We start from the raw sequence: 17,491 nt of genomic DNA, 5'->3' as shown, positions 1-17,491 counted from the left end.
ACTCTCGAGGAGATTCCATGAAGCTGCGCCCCCTGCACGATCGCGTGATCGTTCGCCGTCTGGAGCAAGAAACCAAGACCGCCTCCGGCATCGTCATCCCCGACAACGCCGCCGAGAAGCCCGATCAAGGTGAAGTCCTGGCCGTCGGCCCCGGCAAGCGCAACGACAAGGGCGAGTTCGTGGCCCTGAACGTCGCCGTCGGCGACCGCGTCCTGTTCGGCAAGTACTCCGGCCAGACCGTCAAGGTCGATGGTGAAGAGCTGCTGGTCATGCGCGAAGAGGACCTGTTTGCTGTTGTCCAGAAGTAATCTGGCCGCAAACAAATCGACTCTGACCCCAATTTAGATATCCGGAGAATCAAATGGCAGCAAAAGACGTGATCTTTGGCGGCGAAGCCCGCGCCCGCATGGTTGAAGGCGTCAACGTCCTGGCCAACGCGGTCAAGGTGACCCTGGGCCCCAAGGGCCGCAACGTGGTGCTGGAGCGCTCGTTCGGCGCCCCCACCGTGACCAAGGACGGCGTGTCCGTGGCCAAGGAAATCGAGCTGAAGGACAAGCTCCAGAACATGGGCGCCCAGATGGTCAAGGAAGTCGCTTCCAAGACGTCTGACAACGCCGGTGACGGCACCACGACCGCCACGGTGCTGGCTCAAGCCATCGTCCGCGAAGGCATGAAGTACGTGGCCGCCGGCATGAACCCGATGGACCTGAAGCGCGGCATCGACAAGGCGGTCGCCGCCCTGGTCGCCCAGCTGAAGGCTGCCTCCAAGGCCACCACGACCTCCAAGGAAATCGCTCAAGTCGGCACCATCTCGGCCAACAGCGATGCTGACGTCGGCCAGATCATCGCCAACGCGATGGACAAGGTTGGCAAGGAAGGCGTCATCACCGTTGAAGACGGCAAGAGCCTGAACAACGAGCTGGACGTCGTCGAAGGCATGCAGTTCGACCGCGGCTACCTGTCGCCCTACTTCATCAACAACCCGGAAAAGCAATCCGCGATCCTGGACAACCCCTTCGTGCTTCTGTACGACAAGAAGGTGTCCAACATCCGCGACCTGCTGCCCACGCTGGAAGCCGTCGCCAAGGCCGGCCGTCCGCTGCTGATCATTGCCGAAGAAGTCGAAGGCGAAGCGCTGGCGACGCTGGTGGTCAACACCATCCGCGGCATCCTGAAGGTCGTCGCCGTCAAGGCGCCTGGCTTCGGTGACCGTCGCAAGGCCATGCTGGAAGACATCGCCATCCTGACGGGCGGCAAGGTCATCGCCGAAGAAGTGGGCCTGTCGCTCGAGAAGGTCACGCTGGCCGACCTGGGCCAGGCCAAGCGCGTCGAAGTGGGCAAGGAAAACACCACCATCATCGACGGCGCCGGCGCAGCTGCCGACATCGAAGCCCGCGTCAAGCAAGTGCGCATCCAGATCGAGGAAGCCACCAGCGACTACGACCGCGAGAAGCTGCAAGAGCGCGTGGCCAAGCTGGCCGGCGGCGTCGCCGTCATCAAGGTCGGTGCTGCCACCGAAGTCGAGATGAAGGAAAAGAAGGCCCGCGTGGAAGACGCGCTGCACGCCACCCGTGCCGCCGTTGAAGAAGGCATCGTCGCCGGTGGCGGCGTGGCCCTGCTGCGCGCCAAGCAAGCCGCTGGCGAGATCAAGGGCGACAACGCCGACCAGGACGCCGGCATCAAGCTGATCCTGAAGGCCATCGAAGCCCCGCTGCGCGAGATCGTCTACAACGCCGGTGAAGAGTCGTCCGTCGTCGTCAACGCCGTGCTGCAAGGCAAGGGCAACTACGGCTACAACGCCGCCAACGGCACCTATGGCGACATGATCGAAATGGGCATCCTGGACCCGACCAAGGTGACCCGCACCGCGCTGCAGAACGCCGCGTCCGTCGCATCGCTGATGCTGACAACCGAAGCCATGGTCGCCGAGTCCCCCAAGGACGAAGCGGCCGGCGGCGGCATGCCTGGTGGCATGGGCGGCATGGGTGGCATGGGCGGCATGGACATGTAAGTCCTCGCCCGGCGATCCATTCGCTGGAACGACAAAGGGGCTGCGCGAGCAGCCCCTTTTTTCATGGCGCGCCGGAATTCAGTCGCTGGCGCGCGCCGCCGAGCGCGTCAACGTGTAGCTCAGCCCGATGCCGTAACTGGCCCCCGTCGTCTGCCGCACCAGCGCGCTGTCACGGTTGGCGGCGCCGGCCAGGCTTTCCAGGCGGCCGAAGACATACAGGCGCAGGTCCGGCGTCACGCGCGTCGACGCGCTGGCGCCCACGCGCCAGGCGATCAGGCCGGCGCGCGCGTCGTAGGCGGGTCGGTCCGGCCGCGCCTCGCTGGCCGCCACGCCGTAGAAGGCCGAGCCCAGCCGGCTATCGCCAAACAGCGCCCCGACGCTGAGGCCGTAGCCCCAGTTCCCACCCGCCCTCGGGCGGTACTGCCAGCTCAACCGCGGCTCGAAGCTCATGCCGCGATGCCGGCTCGGGTTTCTCGCCTCGAACACGCCGCGCAACGGCAGCTCGAACGTGATGCGGTCGCCCGCGTCGCGGCCGTTGACGAACCAGCGCGCCACCGGCCCCGCCTCCACCAGCGTGTTCAGCCGCGGCATGCCCTCACGCGCACGCAGCGTTTCGGAGCCCGAGCTCAGCGAGCCGGCGAAGGACACATCCAGCTCGAACCGCTCCGTGCGCACCGCACGCAGCCCGGCACCGTCGGCATCGGCGCGCAGCACCTTGCCGCGGTAGATCAGGTAGGGCAGCGCCAGCGCGCGGCGCGCCTGCTGCTCGGACCCGGGGTAGGCCTGCTGCGACACCGCACCCGCGACGGCACCCAGCTCCCACAGGGGCAGATCCACGCGCGGGCGCGCGCCCTCTTCGGCCAGCGCGACACCCGCGCTGACCAGACCTGCGACGAGAACAAGATGCTTCATGTCATTCACGAGAGCCAGGGACGGCGCGCATCATGCCCGCGTTGCGGGGCCGGCCAGGCCGCGAATCTGCAACAACGCGACTCCAGAAAAGCGTGAAAAGCTGCCCGAACATGGGCTTCTGCCCTGTGGATCAGGGGACGCAAGCGGGCGTAACACGCCGGACCGCACCGAGATGGCGCCAGATAATCTGAAGCCGTCACCCACCCGTCATGCCTGCTGCCTTGCATCCCCACGACTTGCTCGACCACGCGCTGACCGAGGCCGGTCCGCTGGCCCGCGAACTGCTCAACGTGGTGCAGGACGAACTCGACGCCCAGCCCCAGCACTTCCCGCTGCGGGAAAGCTGGCGCAAGGCGCGGCCGCACTTCGCCGCCGATTTCGAAGGCCGGCTCATCGACCTGCTGCAGGCCGGCCGCCGGGGTGAAGACCCGCTGCACCGAGCCCCCATGCAACTGGGCGGTCTGGAAGGGCTGAGCCTGGTCGACGAGCACCAGGCGCTGCAGGACGTGGCCATCGCCCACGTGGCGCAGGCAGCCGAGGAGGCCAGCCGCTCCGAGCTGCACCAGATCGGCAACTTCTTCGCCGCGCTGCGCGGCACGGCACGGGCCCGTGAACGCGACAACCCGCTGCGCCCGGCGTTGTACGCCCATGCGCTGCACCATGCCCTCGCCGCCAGCCCGCTCGCTCAACAGGCGCAATACGAGCTGATGCGCGTCGCCGCCGGCCCGCTGGCCAAGGCCTTGCACCGCCTCTACAGCCACGCCTGCAGCCTGCTGCGCGCCGCGGACATCAGCGACATGGTGGCCTCGCATGGCCATGTGCAGTCCGACCCGCTGGCCCACCAGCGCCTGGCCGCCGCCCGCGGCGTGGGCGCGCGCCCCACCGCGCACGGCACGCTGGACGGCCTGTCGCGGCGCGTGGACGCGCTCAACTCCCGCCCGCAGGGCCTGGGGGGTGCCATCCAGCGCGATGCGCGCTCACCCGCCCCCTTCGTGCGCTCGACCGGCCCGGACATGCTGAGCCGGCTGTACGACCAGATCCTGGCCGACCCGCGCCTGCTGCCGCCGTTGAAGGCGCTGCTGGCCCGGCTACAGATCGCCGTCGTGCGCCTGGCACGCACCGACTCGACGCTGCTGCGCCGCCAGGACCACCCGACCTGGGCACTGCTGAATCGCGTGGCCGCCCACGGCATGGCCTTCGAACGCGCGGACGACGAGCATCTCGTCGACTTCCTGCGCTTCATGGAGGCCGAGGCCCAGTTGCTGGTCGACGCGCCCACGCCCACCGCCGCGCTGTTCCAGCAGGTGTTGGCCCGCGTGGATGCGCGCATCGACCAGCGGGCCCGCCAGAGCAGCGAACGCAATGCCGTCGCGCTGGCCGCTTTGGAACGCGAGCAGCTGCGCAACGACTGGCGCGACCTGGTGCGCGACCAGGTCGACCAGCAGGTCTACGACGCGCCGCTGGGCCCGCGCATGCTGCGCTTCATGCAAACCGCCTGGGTGGACGTCATCGTCACGGCGATGGTGCGCCACGGCCGCGACTCCATCGAGGCGCAGACGGCCATGGAGGTCATCGACGCCGTGCTGGACAGCCTGACCACGCCACGCGACATGGCCGACCGCGAAGCGCTGCGCATGCGCCTGCCGGTGCTGATCGAACGGCTGACCACCGGCTGCGACAGCATCAGCCTGCCGCTTTCAAAGCGCGAGCCCGCGCTGCACGAGCTGATGGGCCAGCATGCACGGCTGCTGCAGGGCAAGCCGGCGCTGGACCCCTCCGAGCGCCGCGCCGCGCCGCCGCGCAGCGCGCCCCAGCCCCACGCCACCGCCGAAGCGCCGGCTTCCGCCGACGAGATCGTGCGCCGGCTCATGGAGGAGCGCGACTCCCAGGTGCCCTCGCACTGGCTCAAGACCGAAGTGGACCGCGGCGAGCTGCCCACGGTGCCGGTGCAGCTCTACAACGAGAACGACTCGCCGGATGCGCGCGCCGCGCTGCAGCGCTGGATAGACGGCCTGCAGATCGGCCACTGGTTCCACCTCTTCATCCAGGGCGACTGGCACACCACGCAGATCGCCTGGATCAGCGAAGGCCGCCAGTTCGTGCTGTTCGTGGGCCGCGAGGCCGACGAGCGCCTGCCGCTGACCCGCCGCGCGCTGGAGGCGCTGCTGGCCAACGGCCTGATCACGGCGCTGGAAGAGGACAGCCTGGTGCAGCGTGCCGTCGACACGCTGATGAGCGACCTGGATGGAGGCTGAGGCTCAGTCCTCTGCCGGCGCGGGCGGCTGGGCGGCGAGCACGGAGTCCGGCACAGCATCGGGCACCTGATGCGCCACCACCCATTCGCGCAGCGCCAGCGCCACGTCGCCCACGCCGCTCTTCTTCAGCGCCGAGAACAGCGTGACCGACACGTCGGAGTTCTCGGTCGTCATGCCGCCCAGGAACTCGCTGGTCGCGCGCAACGCGGCGTCGGCTTCCTTGCGGTTGAGCTTGTCGGACTTGGTCAGCAGCACCAGCAGCTTGATCTCGCCGGTGGCCACGCGGGCCGCGACGAACTCGAGCAGTTGCTTGTCCAGGTCGGTCAGGCCCAGGCGCGAATCCACCATCAGCACGACGCCCGACAGGCTGCGGCGCACGGCCAGGTAGTCGGCCATCACCTTCTGCCAGCGCAGCTTGGCGGATTTGTTGACCGCGGCGTAGCCATAGCCCGGCAGGTCGGCGAACAAGGCATCGGCCGCGTCCTTGGGGCCCAGCTCGAACAGGTTGATGTGCTGCGTGCGGCCCGGTGTCTTGGACGCGAACGCCAGGCGTTTCTGCTGCGCCAGCGTGTTGATGGCAGTGGACTTGCCTGCGTTGGAGCGGCCCACGAAGGCGATCTCCGGCAACTCGGTGGTGGGCAGGTGGATGAGCTGGCTGGCGGTCGTCAGGAAGCGCGCGGTGTGCGTCCAGGCCAGGGCCAGCTTCTCGGTCAGGGGTTCCGCGGGCTGGGCCTCAGGGATTTCGTTGGTCATGGGCAGTTCGGGCGCTGTGATCCGGCATTGTAAAATTTCAAGGTTGCGCCCAACGAAACCCATAAATCCATGAAGACTGTCGCCCTCCTCCTGTCGAGTCTGATGCTGGCCGCCACGGCTCACGCCAACGAGCCCGCTGCAGCGTCGGCCAAGCCCGATCTCGCCAAGGGCGGCGCCATCTCGACCCAGGTCTGCGCGGCCTGCCACACGGCCGACGGCTCGCGTGGCGCCCCGGCCAATCCCATCATTGCCGGCCAGCACGCCGAGTACCTGGTCAAGCAGCTGACCGAGTTCAAGAACGGCAAGCGCAAGAACCCGGTCATGCAAGGCATGGCGGCGCCGCTGTCGGAAGAAGACATCCGCAATGTGTCCGCCTTCTACGCCAGCAAGACGGCCAAGCCCGGCTTCGCCAAGAACAAGGCCACCGTGGCCCTGGGCGAGAAGATCTACCGCGGCGGCGTTGCCGAGCGCAACATCCCCGCCTGCGCCGCCTGCCACGGCCCCGCCGGTTCGGGCATGCCCGCCCAGTACCCGCGCGTGGGCGGCCAGCATGGCGACTACATCGAGGCCCAGATGCTGGCGTTCCGTACCGGCGCCCGCGGCAACAACGCGGTCATGACCGGCGTTGTCGCGCGCATGAACGACAAGGAAATCAAGGCCGTTTCCGACTACATCGCCGGCCTGCGCTGAAATCCTCTCAAGCCTCTGAAAGAAGGCCGGTGAACCCCACCGGCCTTTTTTCTTGACCATGTCCGCCACCGCCCCCTCACGCCCCTCCATCGCCCGCGAGCTGCTGGACCTGCTCGCGTCCATGCGCTTCGCGATCGCGCTGCTCAGCATCATCTGCATCGCATCCGTCATCGGCACGGTGCTGCGCCAGAGCGAACCGCTGGGCAACTACATCAACCAGTTCGGCCCGTTCTGGGCCGAGGTGTTCGGCGCCGTGGGGCTGTACACGGTCTACAGCGCACCGTGGTTCCTGGTGATCCTGGCCTTTCTGGTGGTGTCGACCAGCCTGTGCATCGCCCGCAACACGCCCAAGATCGTTGCGGACCTGAAGAGCTACAAGGAAGGCGTGCGCGAGCAGTCGCTGCAGGCCCACCACCACAAGGCCATCGCCGAGCTGCACAGCAACCCGCAGATGGCGCTGGCCGAGATCGGCAAGACGCTGACCGACCTGGGCTGGCGCGCCCGCGTGCAGCAGCGCGAGCACGGCATCATGATCGCGGCGCGCCGCGGCGCGGCCAACAAGCTGGGCTACCTGGCGGCGCACTCGGCCATCGTGCTCATCCTGGTCGGCGGCGTGCTCGACGGCAACGCGATGGTGCGGCTGGCCATGTGGCTGCAGGACAAGCAGCTCTACAACGGCTCCGGCTTCATCGCCGACATCAAAGCCGAGCATCGGTTGAGCAGCGCCAACCCCAGCTTCCGCGGCAACGTGTCGGTCACCGAGAAGCAGCGCCAGGGCATCGCGGTGCTGAACCTGCCCAGCGGCGTGGTGCTGCAGGACCTGCCGTTCGACATCGAGCTGAAGAAGTTCAGCGTCGACTACTACTCCACGGGCATGCCCAAGAGCTTCGTCAGCGACGTCGTCATCCACGATGGCGGCAGCACGCGCGAAGCGACGATCAAGGTCAACGAGCCGGCCATCCACAAGGGCATCGCGATCTACCAGAGCAGCTTCGAGGACGGCGGCAGCAAGCTGGCGCTGACCGCGCTGCCGCTGGACGGCGGCACGCCGCGCGCGTTCGAGGGCCGCGTGGGCACGCGGCTGCCGTTCGGCGACCAGACGCTGGAGCTGGAAGGCCTGCGCGTCATCAACGTCGAGAACATGGGCGGCGCGCCCGACGCCAGCGGCGCCGACGTGCGCAAGGTCGACCTGCGCGACACGCTGACCAAGCACCTGGGCAGCGGCGCCAAGGGCGACGGCGAGAAAGTGCTGCACAACGTGGGCCCGTCGTTCAGCTACAAGCTGCGCGACGCGGCCGGCCAGGCGCGCGAGTTCAACAACTACATGCTGCCGGTCACGCTGGACGATCACAAGCTCTTCCTGGCCGGCATGCGCGAGACGCCGGCCGAGAACTTCCGCTACCTGCGCATGCCCGCCGACGAGAACGGCGAGCTGGCCGGCTGGCTGCGGCTGCGCGCCGCATTGGGCCAGCCCGCGATGCGCGAGGCCGCGGCGCGCGCCTATGCGCGCTCGGCCACGCCCACCGGCCAGCCCCAGATGCAGGAGCAGCTGCTGACCACCGCGCTGCGGGCGCTGACGCTGTTTTCCGGCGCCACCGTCAAGCCGGGCGACGACATGAAGGGCGGCCTGCCCGCGCTGTCCCAGTTCATCGAGCGTGACGTGCCCGAGAGCGAGCGGGCCCGCGTGTCCGAGGTGCTGCTGCGCATCCTGAACGGCAGCCTGTTCGAGCTGCACCAGCTGGCACGCGAACGCGCCGGACTGAAGCCCGCCGCCGTCGATGCCGACACCCAGGCCTTCATGACGCAGGCGGTGCTGTCGCTGTCCGACAGCCTCTACTACCCGGCGCCCGTGCTGCTGAAGCTGGAGGGCTTCGAGCAAGTGCAGGCCAGCGTGTTCCAGGTCGCGCGCGCGCCAGGCCAGAAGCTGGTCTATCTGGGCGCCATCTTGCTTATCGTGGGCGTGTTCGCCATGCTCTACATCAAGGAGCGCCGGCTGTGGGTGTGGATCGCCCCCACCACCGACACGGCCGGCTCGCAGGTGCGCATGGCCATGTCCAGCACGCGCGAATCGCCCGACAACGCCACGCTGTTCGCGCAGCTCAAGGCCGCCGTGCTGAAGGAGCAGACATGACGCCCCTCGTCCAAGGGTTGCCTTGGCCGGTCCCCCGAGGGGGCGGCGATGCTTGCGGCATTGAGCCGCAAGCATCGCCAAGACGGGCAGGCTTGGGAGCGGCCCGGCGCTCGGCCCGCGTGCACTGAGCAGATTGGAGACATCACATGAACACCACCACCTTCGACCTGCCGCGCCGCCACGCGCTGCAGCGCCGCGGCGCACTGGACTGGGCCTTCGCGCTGCTGGTGCTGGCCGGCGGCGGCTATGCGTTCAGCCGCTACCAGGCGTCCATGGACGTCTATGAGCAGGCCATCCTGGGCTGCACGCTGCCGGCGCTGATCGCGCTGGGCTGGTTCTGGAAGCCACTGCGGGTGCTGAGCCTCGCCACCGGCGCGGCCAGCCTGCTGGCCATCGCGCTGTACACGCGGCAGACCGACGGCTTCGGCGCCGACCTGGCCGCCGCCGAGCAGGTTTTCCTGCTGAAGTACATGCTGTCCAGCCAGAGCGCCATCCTGTGGATGAGTCTGCTGTTCTTCATGAGCACGCTGTTCTACTGGGGCGGCTTCTTCACCGGCGCGGGCCGGCACAGCGTGGCCGAGGCCGCGGGCTCCAAGCTGGCCTGGGGCGGCGTCTTCATGGCGCTGGTGGGCACGCTGGTGCGCTGGTTCGAGAGCCACCAGATCGCACCCGACATCGGCCACATCCCGGTCAGCAACCTCTACGAAGTGTTCGTGCTGTTCTGCTGGATGACCACGCTGTTCCACCTGTACTACGAAGAGCGCTTCGCGACCAAGTCGCTGGGCGCCTACGTGATGCTGGTCGTCAGCGCGGCGGTGGGCTTCCTGCTCTGGTACACGGTCGCACGCGGCGCCCAGGAGATCCAGCCGTTGGTGCCGGCGCTGCAGAGCTGGTGGATGAAGATCCACGTGCCGGCCAACTTCGTCGGCTACGGCTGCTTCGCGCTGGCCGCGATGGTGGCGCTGGCCTATCTGCTGAAGACCGCGACCACGCGCGCGCTGCTGATCGGCCTGGTGGGCGTGCCGGCGCTGATCATTGCGCTCATCGTGGCCGTGCGGCTGGGCGCCGACGTGACGGCGCAGACCGTCGCCGGGCTGGACAGCTGGGCCGGCAAGATCGCCGCCGTGATGGTGTTCCTGGGCATTTGCGTCGCGCTGCGCAAGCCGCTGAGCGCCCGGCTGCCGGAGCTGCCGCAGCTCGATGACCTCATGTACAAGGCCATCGCGCTGGGCTTCGCGTTCTTCACGATCGCGACCATCCTGGGCGCGTTCTGGGCCGCCGAGGCCTGGGGCGGCTACTGGAGCTGGGACCCCAAGGAGACCTGGGCGCTGATCGTCTGGCTGAACTACGCGGCCTGGCTGCACATGCGGCTGATGAAGGGCCTGCGCGGCGCCGTGTCGGCCTGGTGGTCGCTGGTGGGCTTGCTGGTGACGACGTTCGCCTTCCTCGGCGTCAACATGTTCCTGTCCGGTCTGCACAGCTACGGCGAGTTGTGAGGCCCCTCGTCCAGTCGCGCCACGCTGAACGCGGGCGCGCCTGACCGGTCCCCCAAGGGGACGGCGATGCGCGCGGCATTGAGCCGCTCGCACATCGCCAGAGGGGCCGGCTTGGGGCGGCCCGGCGCTCGGCCCGAACGCCTCAGTGTCCGGCGGACCTCCGACGCTCCAGCTTGACGCGGTACATCGCGGCATCCGACTGGCGAAGCGCCTCCTCCGCGCCCGTGCGCTGCGGATCCAGGCAGACCACGCCGACGCTGGCGCCGTCGTAGTCGATGACGGTCGGCGTCGTGTGATAGCGGCCCACCGTGGCCGTCGACAGGCGCTGGCGCAGCAGCGTGGCGGCCGACTCCCCATCCTCCGACAGCCGCGGGCCCAGGCCCACGACGAGAAATTCGTCTCCGCCCATGCGCGCCAGCACGTCGCCGGCCCGCAGCGCGGCCTGCAGGCGCGCGGAAATGCCACGCAGGAACTCGTCGCCCGCGTCGTGGCCATGGCCGTCGTTGATTTGCTTGAAGCCGTCCAGGTCGATGGCACCAACCAGCAGCCAGCAACCGGTGCGCTGGGCCACCGCTTTCAGCCGCGTCAGCTCCTGCATCAGCGCGCGGCGGTTGGGCAGGCCGGTCAGCACGTCCGTCAGTGCGAGCAGGTGCAGTTCGTCGTTGGCGCGCGTCAGCTTCTCGACGAGGCGCTCGCGCTCCACATGCTGCTCGATGAGCCGGGCGAACAAACCCAGCACATGCTGGGCCTCGGTCGTCAGCGGCTGGCGCCGCGAGCTGGCGGCGCACAGCGTGCCGTACAGCCGCCCCTCGTCGGTACGCACCGGCGTGCTGACATAGGTCTGTATGCCCAGCTCTCGCGCGGCGCCCGAGTCGCCCCAGATGCCCGCGACGTCGTCGGTAAACGGCCGGTTCTCGTCCAGCGCGCGCTTGCACAGCGTGTCGCCCCAAGGCACCGACAGGCCTTCGGGGATCTGCAGATCCTTCGAGTTGCGCGCGTAGATGATGTGCTGCATGCCCTCGGCGAGGTCGACCGTCGTCAGATAGGTCGATTCCAGGCCCGTGACGGCCTCCAGCATCTCCAGCAGCGGGCGGGTCAGGTCTTCCAGCGTGCGGGCCTTCTGGACCGAATCGGAAAGCTGGGCAAAGAAGGAGTCCATGGGCAGCAGTAGGTGAGGACGGCTGAAGGTTAGCCCACCGGCAGCGCCGTTTCGTACTTCACCTCGCGCAGCACCACGTTGCTGCGCACGCTGGCCACGCCGGGCAGCTTGAAGATGTGCTGTTGCAGGAACAGGTCGTAGGCCTTCATGTCGGCGGCGACGACCTTGATGACGTAGTCGGCTTCGCCGGTGATGGCATGGCATTCGATGATCTCGCGGCGCGTGCCGACCAGCCGCTCGAACTGCTCCACCGCGCCCTCGCTGTGCCGCACCAGGCTCACGTTGGCCAGCACGCAGATGGACAAGCCCACCTTCTCGCGGTCCACCAGCACCACCTGGCCCCGGATGACGCCGCGCTCCTCCATGTCCTTCACGCGCCGCCACACCGGCGTGGCCGACAAGCCCACCTGCTCGGCCAGCGCCTGCGTGGACAGCCGCGCATCGGCCTGCAGCGCCTCCAGGATCTGCAGACTGGCACGGTCGAGTTCATTTATTTCCATGAAATACCTCTTTGGAGAAGAATCATCTCATTCGACCGGCCATTCACCGGCAATGAGGCAAGTTCTTCCGTCGTGACAGGGGAAGAATTTCCCGCCCGAGGAGACCCCGATGCCCGATACCCCTGCCCTGCGTTCCTACCAGCTCAGCGACAACCTCGCGGCCGACGGCGGCGCCGTGTTCCTGACCGGCACGCAGGCCCTGGTGCGGCTGCTGCTGGCGCAGAAGAAGCAGGACGAGCGCGCCGGGCTGAACACGGCCGGCTTCGTGTCCGGCTACCGCGGCAGCCCGCTGGGCATGGTGGACCAGCAGCTGTGGAAGGCGAAGGAGTTCCTGGACGCGGCGCACATCGAGTTCCTGCCCGCGATCAACGAAGACCTGGCCGCCACCGCCTGCCTCGGCGTGCAGCGCGTGGCGCTGGACCCGCAGCGCACCGTCGATGGCGTGTTCGCCATGTGGTACGGCAAGGGGCCTGGTGTGGACCGCTCCGGCGACGCGCTGAAGCACGGCAACGTCTACGGCACGAGCACGCAAGGCGGTGTGCTGGTCGTCTGCGGCGACGACCACGGCTGCGTGTCCAGCAGCACACCGCACCAGAGCGACCAGGCGCTGCAGGCCTGGAGCATGCCGCTGGTGCACCCGGCCAACGTGGCCGAGTACCTGGAGTTCGGCCTGTACGGCTGGGCGCTGTCGCGCTTCTCGGGCGCGTGGGTGGGCTTCAAGGCGATCTCGGAAGTCGTCGAGAGCGGCATGACGGTGGACCTGGACGCCGTGGCGCTGGACTTCGAGCACAGCGTTGACTTCACGGCCCCGACCAACCTGCACATCCGCGCGGTGGACCTGCCGTCGCTGGAACTGGAGTCGCGCTTGGCGCACAAGATCGAGGCGGTGAAGGCCTTCGCCAAGGTCAACAGCATCGACAAGCACATCGTCACGAGCCCGGCCGCCACGCTGGGCATCGTGACCGTGGGCAAGGCGCATTACGACTTCATGGAAGTGCTGCGCCGGCTGGACCTGGACCCCAACGCGCTGGCCGCGGCCGGCGTGCGCGTCTACAAGGTGGGCCTGGTGTTCCCGCTGGAACCCACGCGCATCACCGAGTTCTGCGCCAACCTGACCGACGTGCTGGTCATCGAGGAAAAGGGCCCGGTCGTCGAGCGCCAGATCAAGGAGCTGCTGTACCACCTGCCCGACTTCCAGCGCCCGCGCGTCGTCGGCAAGACGGACGAGCACGGCTGCGCGGTGCTGAGCGCCCTGGGCGAACTGCGCCCCAGCCGCATCATGGGCACGGTCGCCGACTGGCTGGCGCGTTTGAACCCGGCGCTGGACCGCCGCCATCTGGTGGTGGACTTCCTGACGCCGCAGCTGCTGAGCAACGCCGCCGACGCCGTGCGCCGCCAGCCCTATTTCTGCTCGGGCTGCCCGCACAACACGTCCACCAAGCTGCCCGAAGGCTCGCGCGCGCTGGCCGGCATCGGCTGCCACTTCATGGCGAGCTGGATGGAGCGCGGCACGTCCGGGCTGATCCAGATGGGCGCCGAGGGCGTGGACTGGGCGGCGCACTCCAGGTTCACGAAGGAGAAGCACGTCTTCCAGAACCTGGGCGACGGCACCTACTACCACTCGGGCTACCTGGCCATCCGCCAGGCCATCGCCGCGCGCACCAACATCACCTACAAGATCCTCTACAACGACGCCGTCGCGATGACCGGCGGCCAGCCGGTGGACGGCCAGACCAGCGTGCCGCAGATCGCGCGCCAGGTGGAGGCCGAGGGCGTGAAGCGCCTCGTCGTCGTGTCCGACGAGATCGGCAAGTACGACGGCCATCACGGCCTGTTCCCGGCCGGCACGACCTTCCACGACCGCAGCGAGCTGGACGCCGTGCAGCGCGAGTTACGCGACATCGAAGGCGTGACGGTGCTGATCTACGACCAGACCTGCGCCGCCGAGAAGCGCCGCCGCCGCAAGAAGAAGGAATTCGTCGACCCGCCCAAGCGCATCTTCATCAACGAGGCGGTCTGCGAAGGCTGTGGCGACTGCGGCGTCGCGTCCAACTGCCTGAGCGTGGTGCCGGTGGAGACCGACTGGGGCCGCAAACGCGCCATCGAGCAATCCAGCTGCAACAAGGACTTCTCCTGCGTGAACGGCTTCTGCCCCAGCTTCGTGTCGGTGCACGAGCCCGTGCTGAAGAAAAAGGCCGGCGCCAGCTACACCGCGCAAGACCTGGCCCGCGAGATCGCCGCCATCCGGCCACCCGCGGCCTGGAACTGGACGGGCCCGTTCGACATGCTGGTCACCGGCGTGGGCGGCACGGGTGTCGTCACCGTTGGTGCGCTGGTCACGATGGCGGCCCATCTGGAGGGCAAGCAGGCCTCGGTGTTGGACTTCATGGGCTTCGCGCAGAAGGGCGGCGCAGTGCTGAGCTTCGTGCGCGTGGCACCCACGCTGGACCTGCTGAACCAGGTGCGCATCGACACCCAGCAGGCTGACGTGCTGCTGGCCTGCGACATGGTGGTGGGCGCATCACCCGACGCGCTGGGCACGGTGAAGGCCGGCCGCACGGTCATCCTCGCCAACACGCATGAGCTGCCCACCGCCGGTTTCGTGCGCAACCCGGACGCGTCGCTGCAGGGCGACTCGCTGCTGGCCAAGATGAAGTTCGCTGTCGGCGAGCAGGAGGCCTCAAGCCCTTCGCCGGGCCGCTCCCAAGAAGGGCTTGGCCCCCTCGGGGGGCCGGCTGCGTACTCGCAGACGAGGGGCTTGTTAAACACCATCGACGCGCAAGACATCTCGCAGCGCCTGATGGGCGACACGCTGCCCAGCAACATCATCATGCTGGGCGCCTGCTGGCAGCGCGGGCTGATCCCCGTCAGCGAGGCCGCGCTGATGCGCGCCATCGAACTGAACGGCGTAGCCGTGGAGAACAACAAGACTGCTTTTGCCTTGGGCCGCCTGGCCATCGCCGCGCCGGATGCCATTCCTAGGCTGGCCGGCGACGTCAACGTCGTCAAGCTCTTCAACTTCGACCAGCTCGACGGGCCTGACGGCCTGATCGAGCGGCGTGCTCAGTTCCTGACCGACTACCAGGACTCGGCCTACGCCGCCCGCTACCGCGCGCTGGTGGACCGTGTGCGCGCCGCGGAGGCGCAGCTCGGCAAAGGCCAGCGCCTGACCCAGGCCGTCGCCCGCTACTACGCCAAGCTGCTGGCCATCAAGGACGAGTACGAGGTTGCGCGCCTGTACACCGACGGCCGCTTCATGGCCGCGATGAAGGACCAGTTCGAGAACTGGGAGTCCCTGAGCTTCCACGTCGCGCCGCCGCTGCTCGCCAAGCCCGGCGCCGACGGCCGCGCGAAGAAGATAGAGCTGGGCAGCTGGGCCTTCACCGCCTTCAAGTGGCTGGCGAAGTTCAAGGGCCTGCGCGGTGGCGCGCTGGACCTCTTCGGCAAGACCGACGAGCGCCGCATGGAGCGCCAGCTGATCGTCGACTACGAACAACTGGTCGATGAGATCCTGGCCTCACTGACTGCCGACAACCTGAACACCGCCGTCGAGCTGGCCCGTCTGCCCGAGAAGATCCGCGGCTATGGCCATGTGAAGCATGCCAACGTCGTGGCGGTGAAGAAGCAGTGGCAGACGCTGCTGGACCGCTTCCACGGCCGCGCGGTGGAGGTGGTGGCGCAGCCGGTCACGCTGCCGGTGCGCGTGAAGGGCGTGGCCGAGCTCTGAGGCCGAGGCTCAGACCGGCTCGGACCAACCCAGCGCCGCCATGTCGACGCGGCGGTTCGCCGCGTCGCCCAGCATGATGAACTCGTCCAGCTGAGGTGGCTTCACCGCGGTGCCGGACAGCATCGCGTGCACCTGGCCGCGGTGGTGGGTCTGGTGCATGAACAGGTGCGCCAGCACCCGCCCCAGCGGGTCGCGCGGGCCCGTGGCGAGGCCTTCGCCGCGGTCGAACGTGATGACGCGTTCGTCATCCTGAGGCTGCAGCCCCTCGCAGAACGCGATCAGGCGCAGATCGCTGTCGTCCTGGCGCCGCGCCAGCGCCGCCGCGGTGGTCGACGGCTCGTAGCGCGACCAGCGCTGCACCATGTCCACCTCGCCGTGCAACGCGGCGATGTAGTAGTGATCCACGGCCAGCACGTGGTTCAGCGTCGCCGCCAGGCTGGGAAAGAATCCGGTGCGCGGCGCGTGGAAGTCGGCATCGGACAACGTGGCCACGGCCCCCAGCAGGCGGCGGTTGGCGAGGCGGTTGGCGCGGGCCTGGATGAGGTGCAGGTTCATGGCCGCCCGATTGTGCGCTGCAGGGCTGACGCGGCCGCCCGGACATGCTTCAATGGCCCGCAACGCCAGCCACCAGAAAGAGACGAGCTTGCGCATAGGAGACGGCTACACCGGTCCCGAGATGGTCAGCCCGACCGCGTGGGTGGCCGCGGCCGTCGTGCTGTCACTGGGCCTTGCGTTGACCGCCGGCGCCGTGATCTGGCAGCAACGCAATGCACGCGACGAAGCGCGCGGCCTGCAGGACCGCCAGATCGAGCGGCTGGAGGCCGACCTCGTCAAGCGCCTGTCCATGCCCGTGTACGGCCTGAAGGGTGCGCGCGGCGCCATGGCGGCGACCGATGGCCGCCTCAAGCGCAGCGCGTTCGCTGCCTATGTGGCGTCGCGCGACCTGGCCCGCGAGTTCCCCGGCGTGCGCGGCTTCGGCTTCATCGAGCGCGTGGAGCGCAGCGCGCTGCCGGCCTTCGTCGCCGCGCAGCGCCGTGACGACGGCACCGAGTTCCGCGTGCACGGCTCGGGGTCAGAACCGGTGCTGTACGTCGTCTCGCAGATCGCGCCGCCCAGCAACAACCTGCCCGCCTGGGGGCTGGACTCGGGCGCCGAGCCGGTGCGCCGCCAGGCCATAGAGCAGGCCATCGACAGTGGGCAGACCACGCTGTCCAGTCCCACGCCGCTGATCCAGGCCCCGCTGAAGGGGCCAGGCTTCCTGCTGCTGGTGCCGGTCTACCAGGACGGCTACGACCCCGGCACGCCGGAGAAGCGCCGTGCGGCGCTGCTGGGCCTGCTGTACGCGCCGCTGGTGGCCAGCGAGCTGCTGGACGGCGTGGCCGCGCAGGCCGCCACGCTGCTGGACCTGAAGCTGTCGGTGCGCCAGGTCGACGGCCAGTTCATGCCGCTGCTGGCGGCCCATGCCGGCGCCATGCTGCCGACCGGCGACGTGGACGACTACACGCTGGACGAAGCGCCCATGGCCGACACCCGACTGTTCGACATCGCCGGCCGGCAGTTCCAGCTGCAGGCCGCGCTGTCGCAGACCGCGGCCCGGCAGCTGATCGGCCTGTCGGGCATGGGCATACAGATAGGCGGCACGCTGCTGAGCCTGCTGCTGGCCGTGACGGTCTATCTGCTGGCCGCGGGCCGCGCGCGCGCCGAGCATCTCGCGCGCGGCATGACGGCCGACCTGGCGCGGGGGGGCCGGGGGGGCCGCCCCCCCCCGAAAGCGGGGGGCAAAACCCACACCAAGCACCGCAACGGGAGGGCCCAAGACCGCGTCAACCCGGGGTCCCCCGACACGCGGGCCGAGGG

13 protein-coding genes are annotated in these 17,491 nt (G+C 68.7%); 8 read left to right on the top strand and 5 right to left on the bottom strand.

Annotation, left to right across the window (positions count from 1 at the left end; translation table 11 throughout):
- Positions 1-17: 17 nt before the first annotated feature.
- A complete protein-coding gene (groES, locus tag J2X21_RS00065; protein WP_056874394.1) occupies positions 18-308 on the top strand; it encodes a co-chaperone GroES in 291 nt (96 codons plus the stop codon).
- Positions 309-361: 53 nt separating this feature from the next.
- A complete protein-coding gene (groL, locus tag J2X21_RS00060; RefSeq protein WP_310323364.1) occupies positions 362-2,011 on the top strand; it encodes a chaperonin GroEL in 1,650 nt (549 codons plus the stop codon).
- Positions 2,012-2,089: 78 nt separating this feature from the next.
- Here the strand turns inward: groL and J2X21_RS00055 are convergent, their stop codons facing one another.
- Positions 2,090-2,923, bottom strand: a complete 834-nt coding sequence (locus J2X21_RS00055) for a MipA/OmpV family protein (protein ID WP_310323362.1) — start codon at positions 2,921-2,923, stop codon at positions 2,090-2,092.
- A gap of 209 nt (positions 2,924-3,132) precedes the next feature.
- Here J2X21_RS00055 and J2X21_RS00050 point away from each other — a divergent pair, with 209 nt between their 5' ends.
- On the top strand, positions 3,133-5,178 hold the full coding sequence (locus tag J2X21_RS00050) for a DUF1631 family protein (protein ID WP_310323359.1): 2,046 nt from the start codon (positions 3,133-3,135) through the stop codon (positions 5,176-5,178).
- Between the two features lie 3 nt (positions 5,179-5,181).
- Here the strand turns inward: J2X21_RS00050 and yihA are convergent, their stop codons facing one another.
- Positions 5,182-5,931, bottom strand: coding sequence for a ribosome biogenesis GTP-binding protein YihA/YsxC (gene yihA, locus J2X21_RS00045; protein ID WP_310323357.1), 750 nt, complete (start codon positions 5,929-5,931; stop codon positions 5,182-5,184).
- A 69-nt stretch (positions 5,932-6,000) separates the two neighbouring features.
- Here yihA and J2X21_RS00040 point away from each other — a divergent pair, with 69 nt between their 5' ends.
- The 3 genes from J2X21_RS00040 (at position 6,001) to ccsB (ending at position 10,248) form a co-directional block, all read left to right on the top strand.
- Positions 6,001-6,621, top strand: a complete 621-nt coding sequence (locus J2X21_RS00040; protein WP_310323355.1) for a c-type cytochrome — start codon at positions 6,001-6,003, stop codon at positions 6,619-6,621.
- 58 nt (positions 6,622-6,679) lie between these two features.
- Positions 6,680-8,752 (top strand): cytochrome c biogenesis protein ResB, encoded by a 2,073-nt coding sequence (locus tag J2X21_RS00035; RefSeq protein WP_310323353.1) that lies wholly within the window; start codon positions 6,680-6,682, stop codon positions 8,750-8,752.
- Between the two features lie 146 nt (positions 8,753-8,898).
- Complete coding sequence (gene ccsB / locus J2X21_RS00030; protein ID WP_310323351.1) at positions 8,899-10,248, top strand: c-type cytochrome biogenesis protein CcsB; 1,350 nt, start codon at positions 8,899-8,901, stop codon at positions 10,246-10,248.
- Positions 10,249-10,390: 142 nt separating this feature from the next.
- On the opposite strand, the gene J2X21_RS00025 is transcribed toward ccsB, so the two are convergent.
- Positions 10,391-11,407, bottom strand: a complete 1,017-nt coding sequence (locus tag J2X21_RS00025; protein WP_310323348.1) for a sensor domain-containing diguanylate cyclase — start codon at positions 11,405-11,407, stop codon at positions 10,391-10,393.
- Positions 11,408-11,436: 29 nt separating this feature from the next.
- Positions 11,437-11,907, bottom strand: coding sequence for an Lrp/AsnC family transcriptional regulator (locus J2X21_RS00020; protein WP_310323346.1), 471 nt, complete (start codon positions 11,905-11,907; stop codon positions 11,437-11,439).
- Positions 11,908-12,016: 109 nt separating this feature from the next.
- Between J2X21_RS00020 and J2X21_RS00015 the strand changes: the two genes are divergently transcribed.
- Positions 12,017-15,634 (top strand): indolepyruvate ferredoxin oxidoreductase family protein, encoded by a 3,618-nt coding sequence (locus J2X21_RS00015; RefSeq protein ID WP_310323342.1) that lies wholly within the window; start codon positions 12,017-12,019, stop codon positions 15,632-15,634.
- Between the two features lie 9 nt (positions 15,635-15,643).
- On the opposite strand, the gene J2X21_RS00010 is transcribed toward J2X21_RS00015, so the two are convergent.
- Positions 15,644-16,189 (bottom strand): DinB family protein, encoded by a 546-nt coding sequence (locus J2X21_RS00010; RefSeq protein ID WP_310323340.1) that lies wholly within the window; start codon positions 16,187-16,189, stop codon positions 15,644-15,646.
- An 88-nt stretch (positions 16,190-16,277) separates the two neighbouring features.
- On the opposite strand from J2X21_RS00010, the gene J2X21_RS00005 reads away from it, so the two are divergent.
- Positions 16,278-17,491 (top strand): CHASE domain-containing protein (locus tag J2X21_RS00005; RefSeq protein ID WP_310323337.1); only part of this gene is annotated, 1,214 nt, incomplete at its 3' end.

Source organism: Roseateles asaccharophilus (assembly GCF_031458115.1).
GTDB classification, from domain to species: domain Bacteria; phylum Pseudomonadota; class Gammaproteobacteria; order Burkholderiales; family Burkholderiaceae_C; genus Pelomonas; species Pelomonas asaccharophilus_A.
The sequence above is the reverse complement of the archived record's forward strand: the minus strand, read 5'-3'. Positions and strand labels throughout refer to the sequence as shown.

Bases quoted from the DNA above. Each gene is read 5' to 3' on its own strand.
- groES (WP_056874394.1), top strand. From the start codon at position 18: ATGAAGCTGCGCCCCCTGCACGATCGCGTGATCGTTCGCCGTCTGGAG.
- groL (WP_310323364.1), top strand. From the start codon at position 362: ATGGCAGCAAAAGACGTGATCTTTGGCGGCGAAGCCCGCGCCCGCATG.
- J2X21_RS00055 (WP_310323362.1), bottom strand. From the start codon at position 2,923: ATGAAGCATCTTGTTCTCGTCGCAGGTCTGGTCAGCGCGGGTGTCGCG.
- J2X21_RS00050 (WP_310323359.1), top strand. From the start codon at position 3,133: ATGCCTGCTGCCTTGCATCCCCACGACTTGCTCGACCACGCGCTGACC.
- yihA (WP_310323357.1), bottom strand. From the start codon at position 5,931: ATGACCAACGAAATCCCTGAGGCCCAGCCCGCGGAACCCCTGACCGAG.
- J2X21_RS00040 (WP_310323355.1), top strand. From the start codon at position 6,001: ATGAAGACTGTCGCCCTCCTCCTGTCGAGTCTGATGCTGGCCGCCACG.
- J2X21_RS00035 (WP_310323353.1), top strand. From the start codon at position 6,680: ATGTCCGCCACCGCCCCCTCACGCCCCTCCATCGCCCGCGAGCTGCTG.
- ccsB (WP_310323351.1), top strand. From the start codon at position 8,899: ATGAACACCACCACCTTCGACCTGCCGCGCCGCCACGCGCTGCAGCGC.
- J2X21_RS00025 (WP_310323348.1), bottom strand. From the start codon at position 11,407: ATGGACTCCTTCTTTGCCCAGCTTTCCGATTCGGTCCAGAAGGCCCGC.
- J2X21_RS00020 (WP_310323346.1), bottom strand. From the start codon at position 11,907: ATGGAAATAAATGAACTCGACCGTGCCAGTCTGCAGATCCTGGAGGCG.
- J2X21_RS00015 (WP_310323342.1), top strand. From the start codon at position 12,017: ATGCCCGATACCCCTGCCCTGCGTTCCTACCAGCTCAGCGACAACCTC.
- J2X21_RS00010 (WP_310323340.1), bottom strand. From the start codon at position 16,189: ATGAACCTGCACCTCATCCAGGCCCGCGCCAACCGCCTCGCCAACCGC.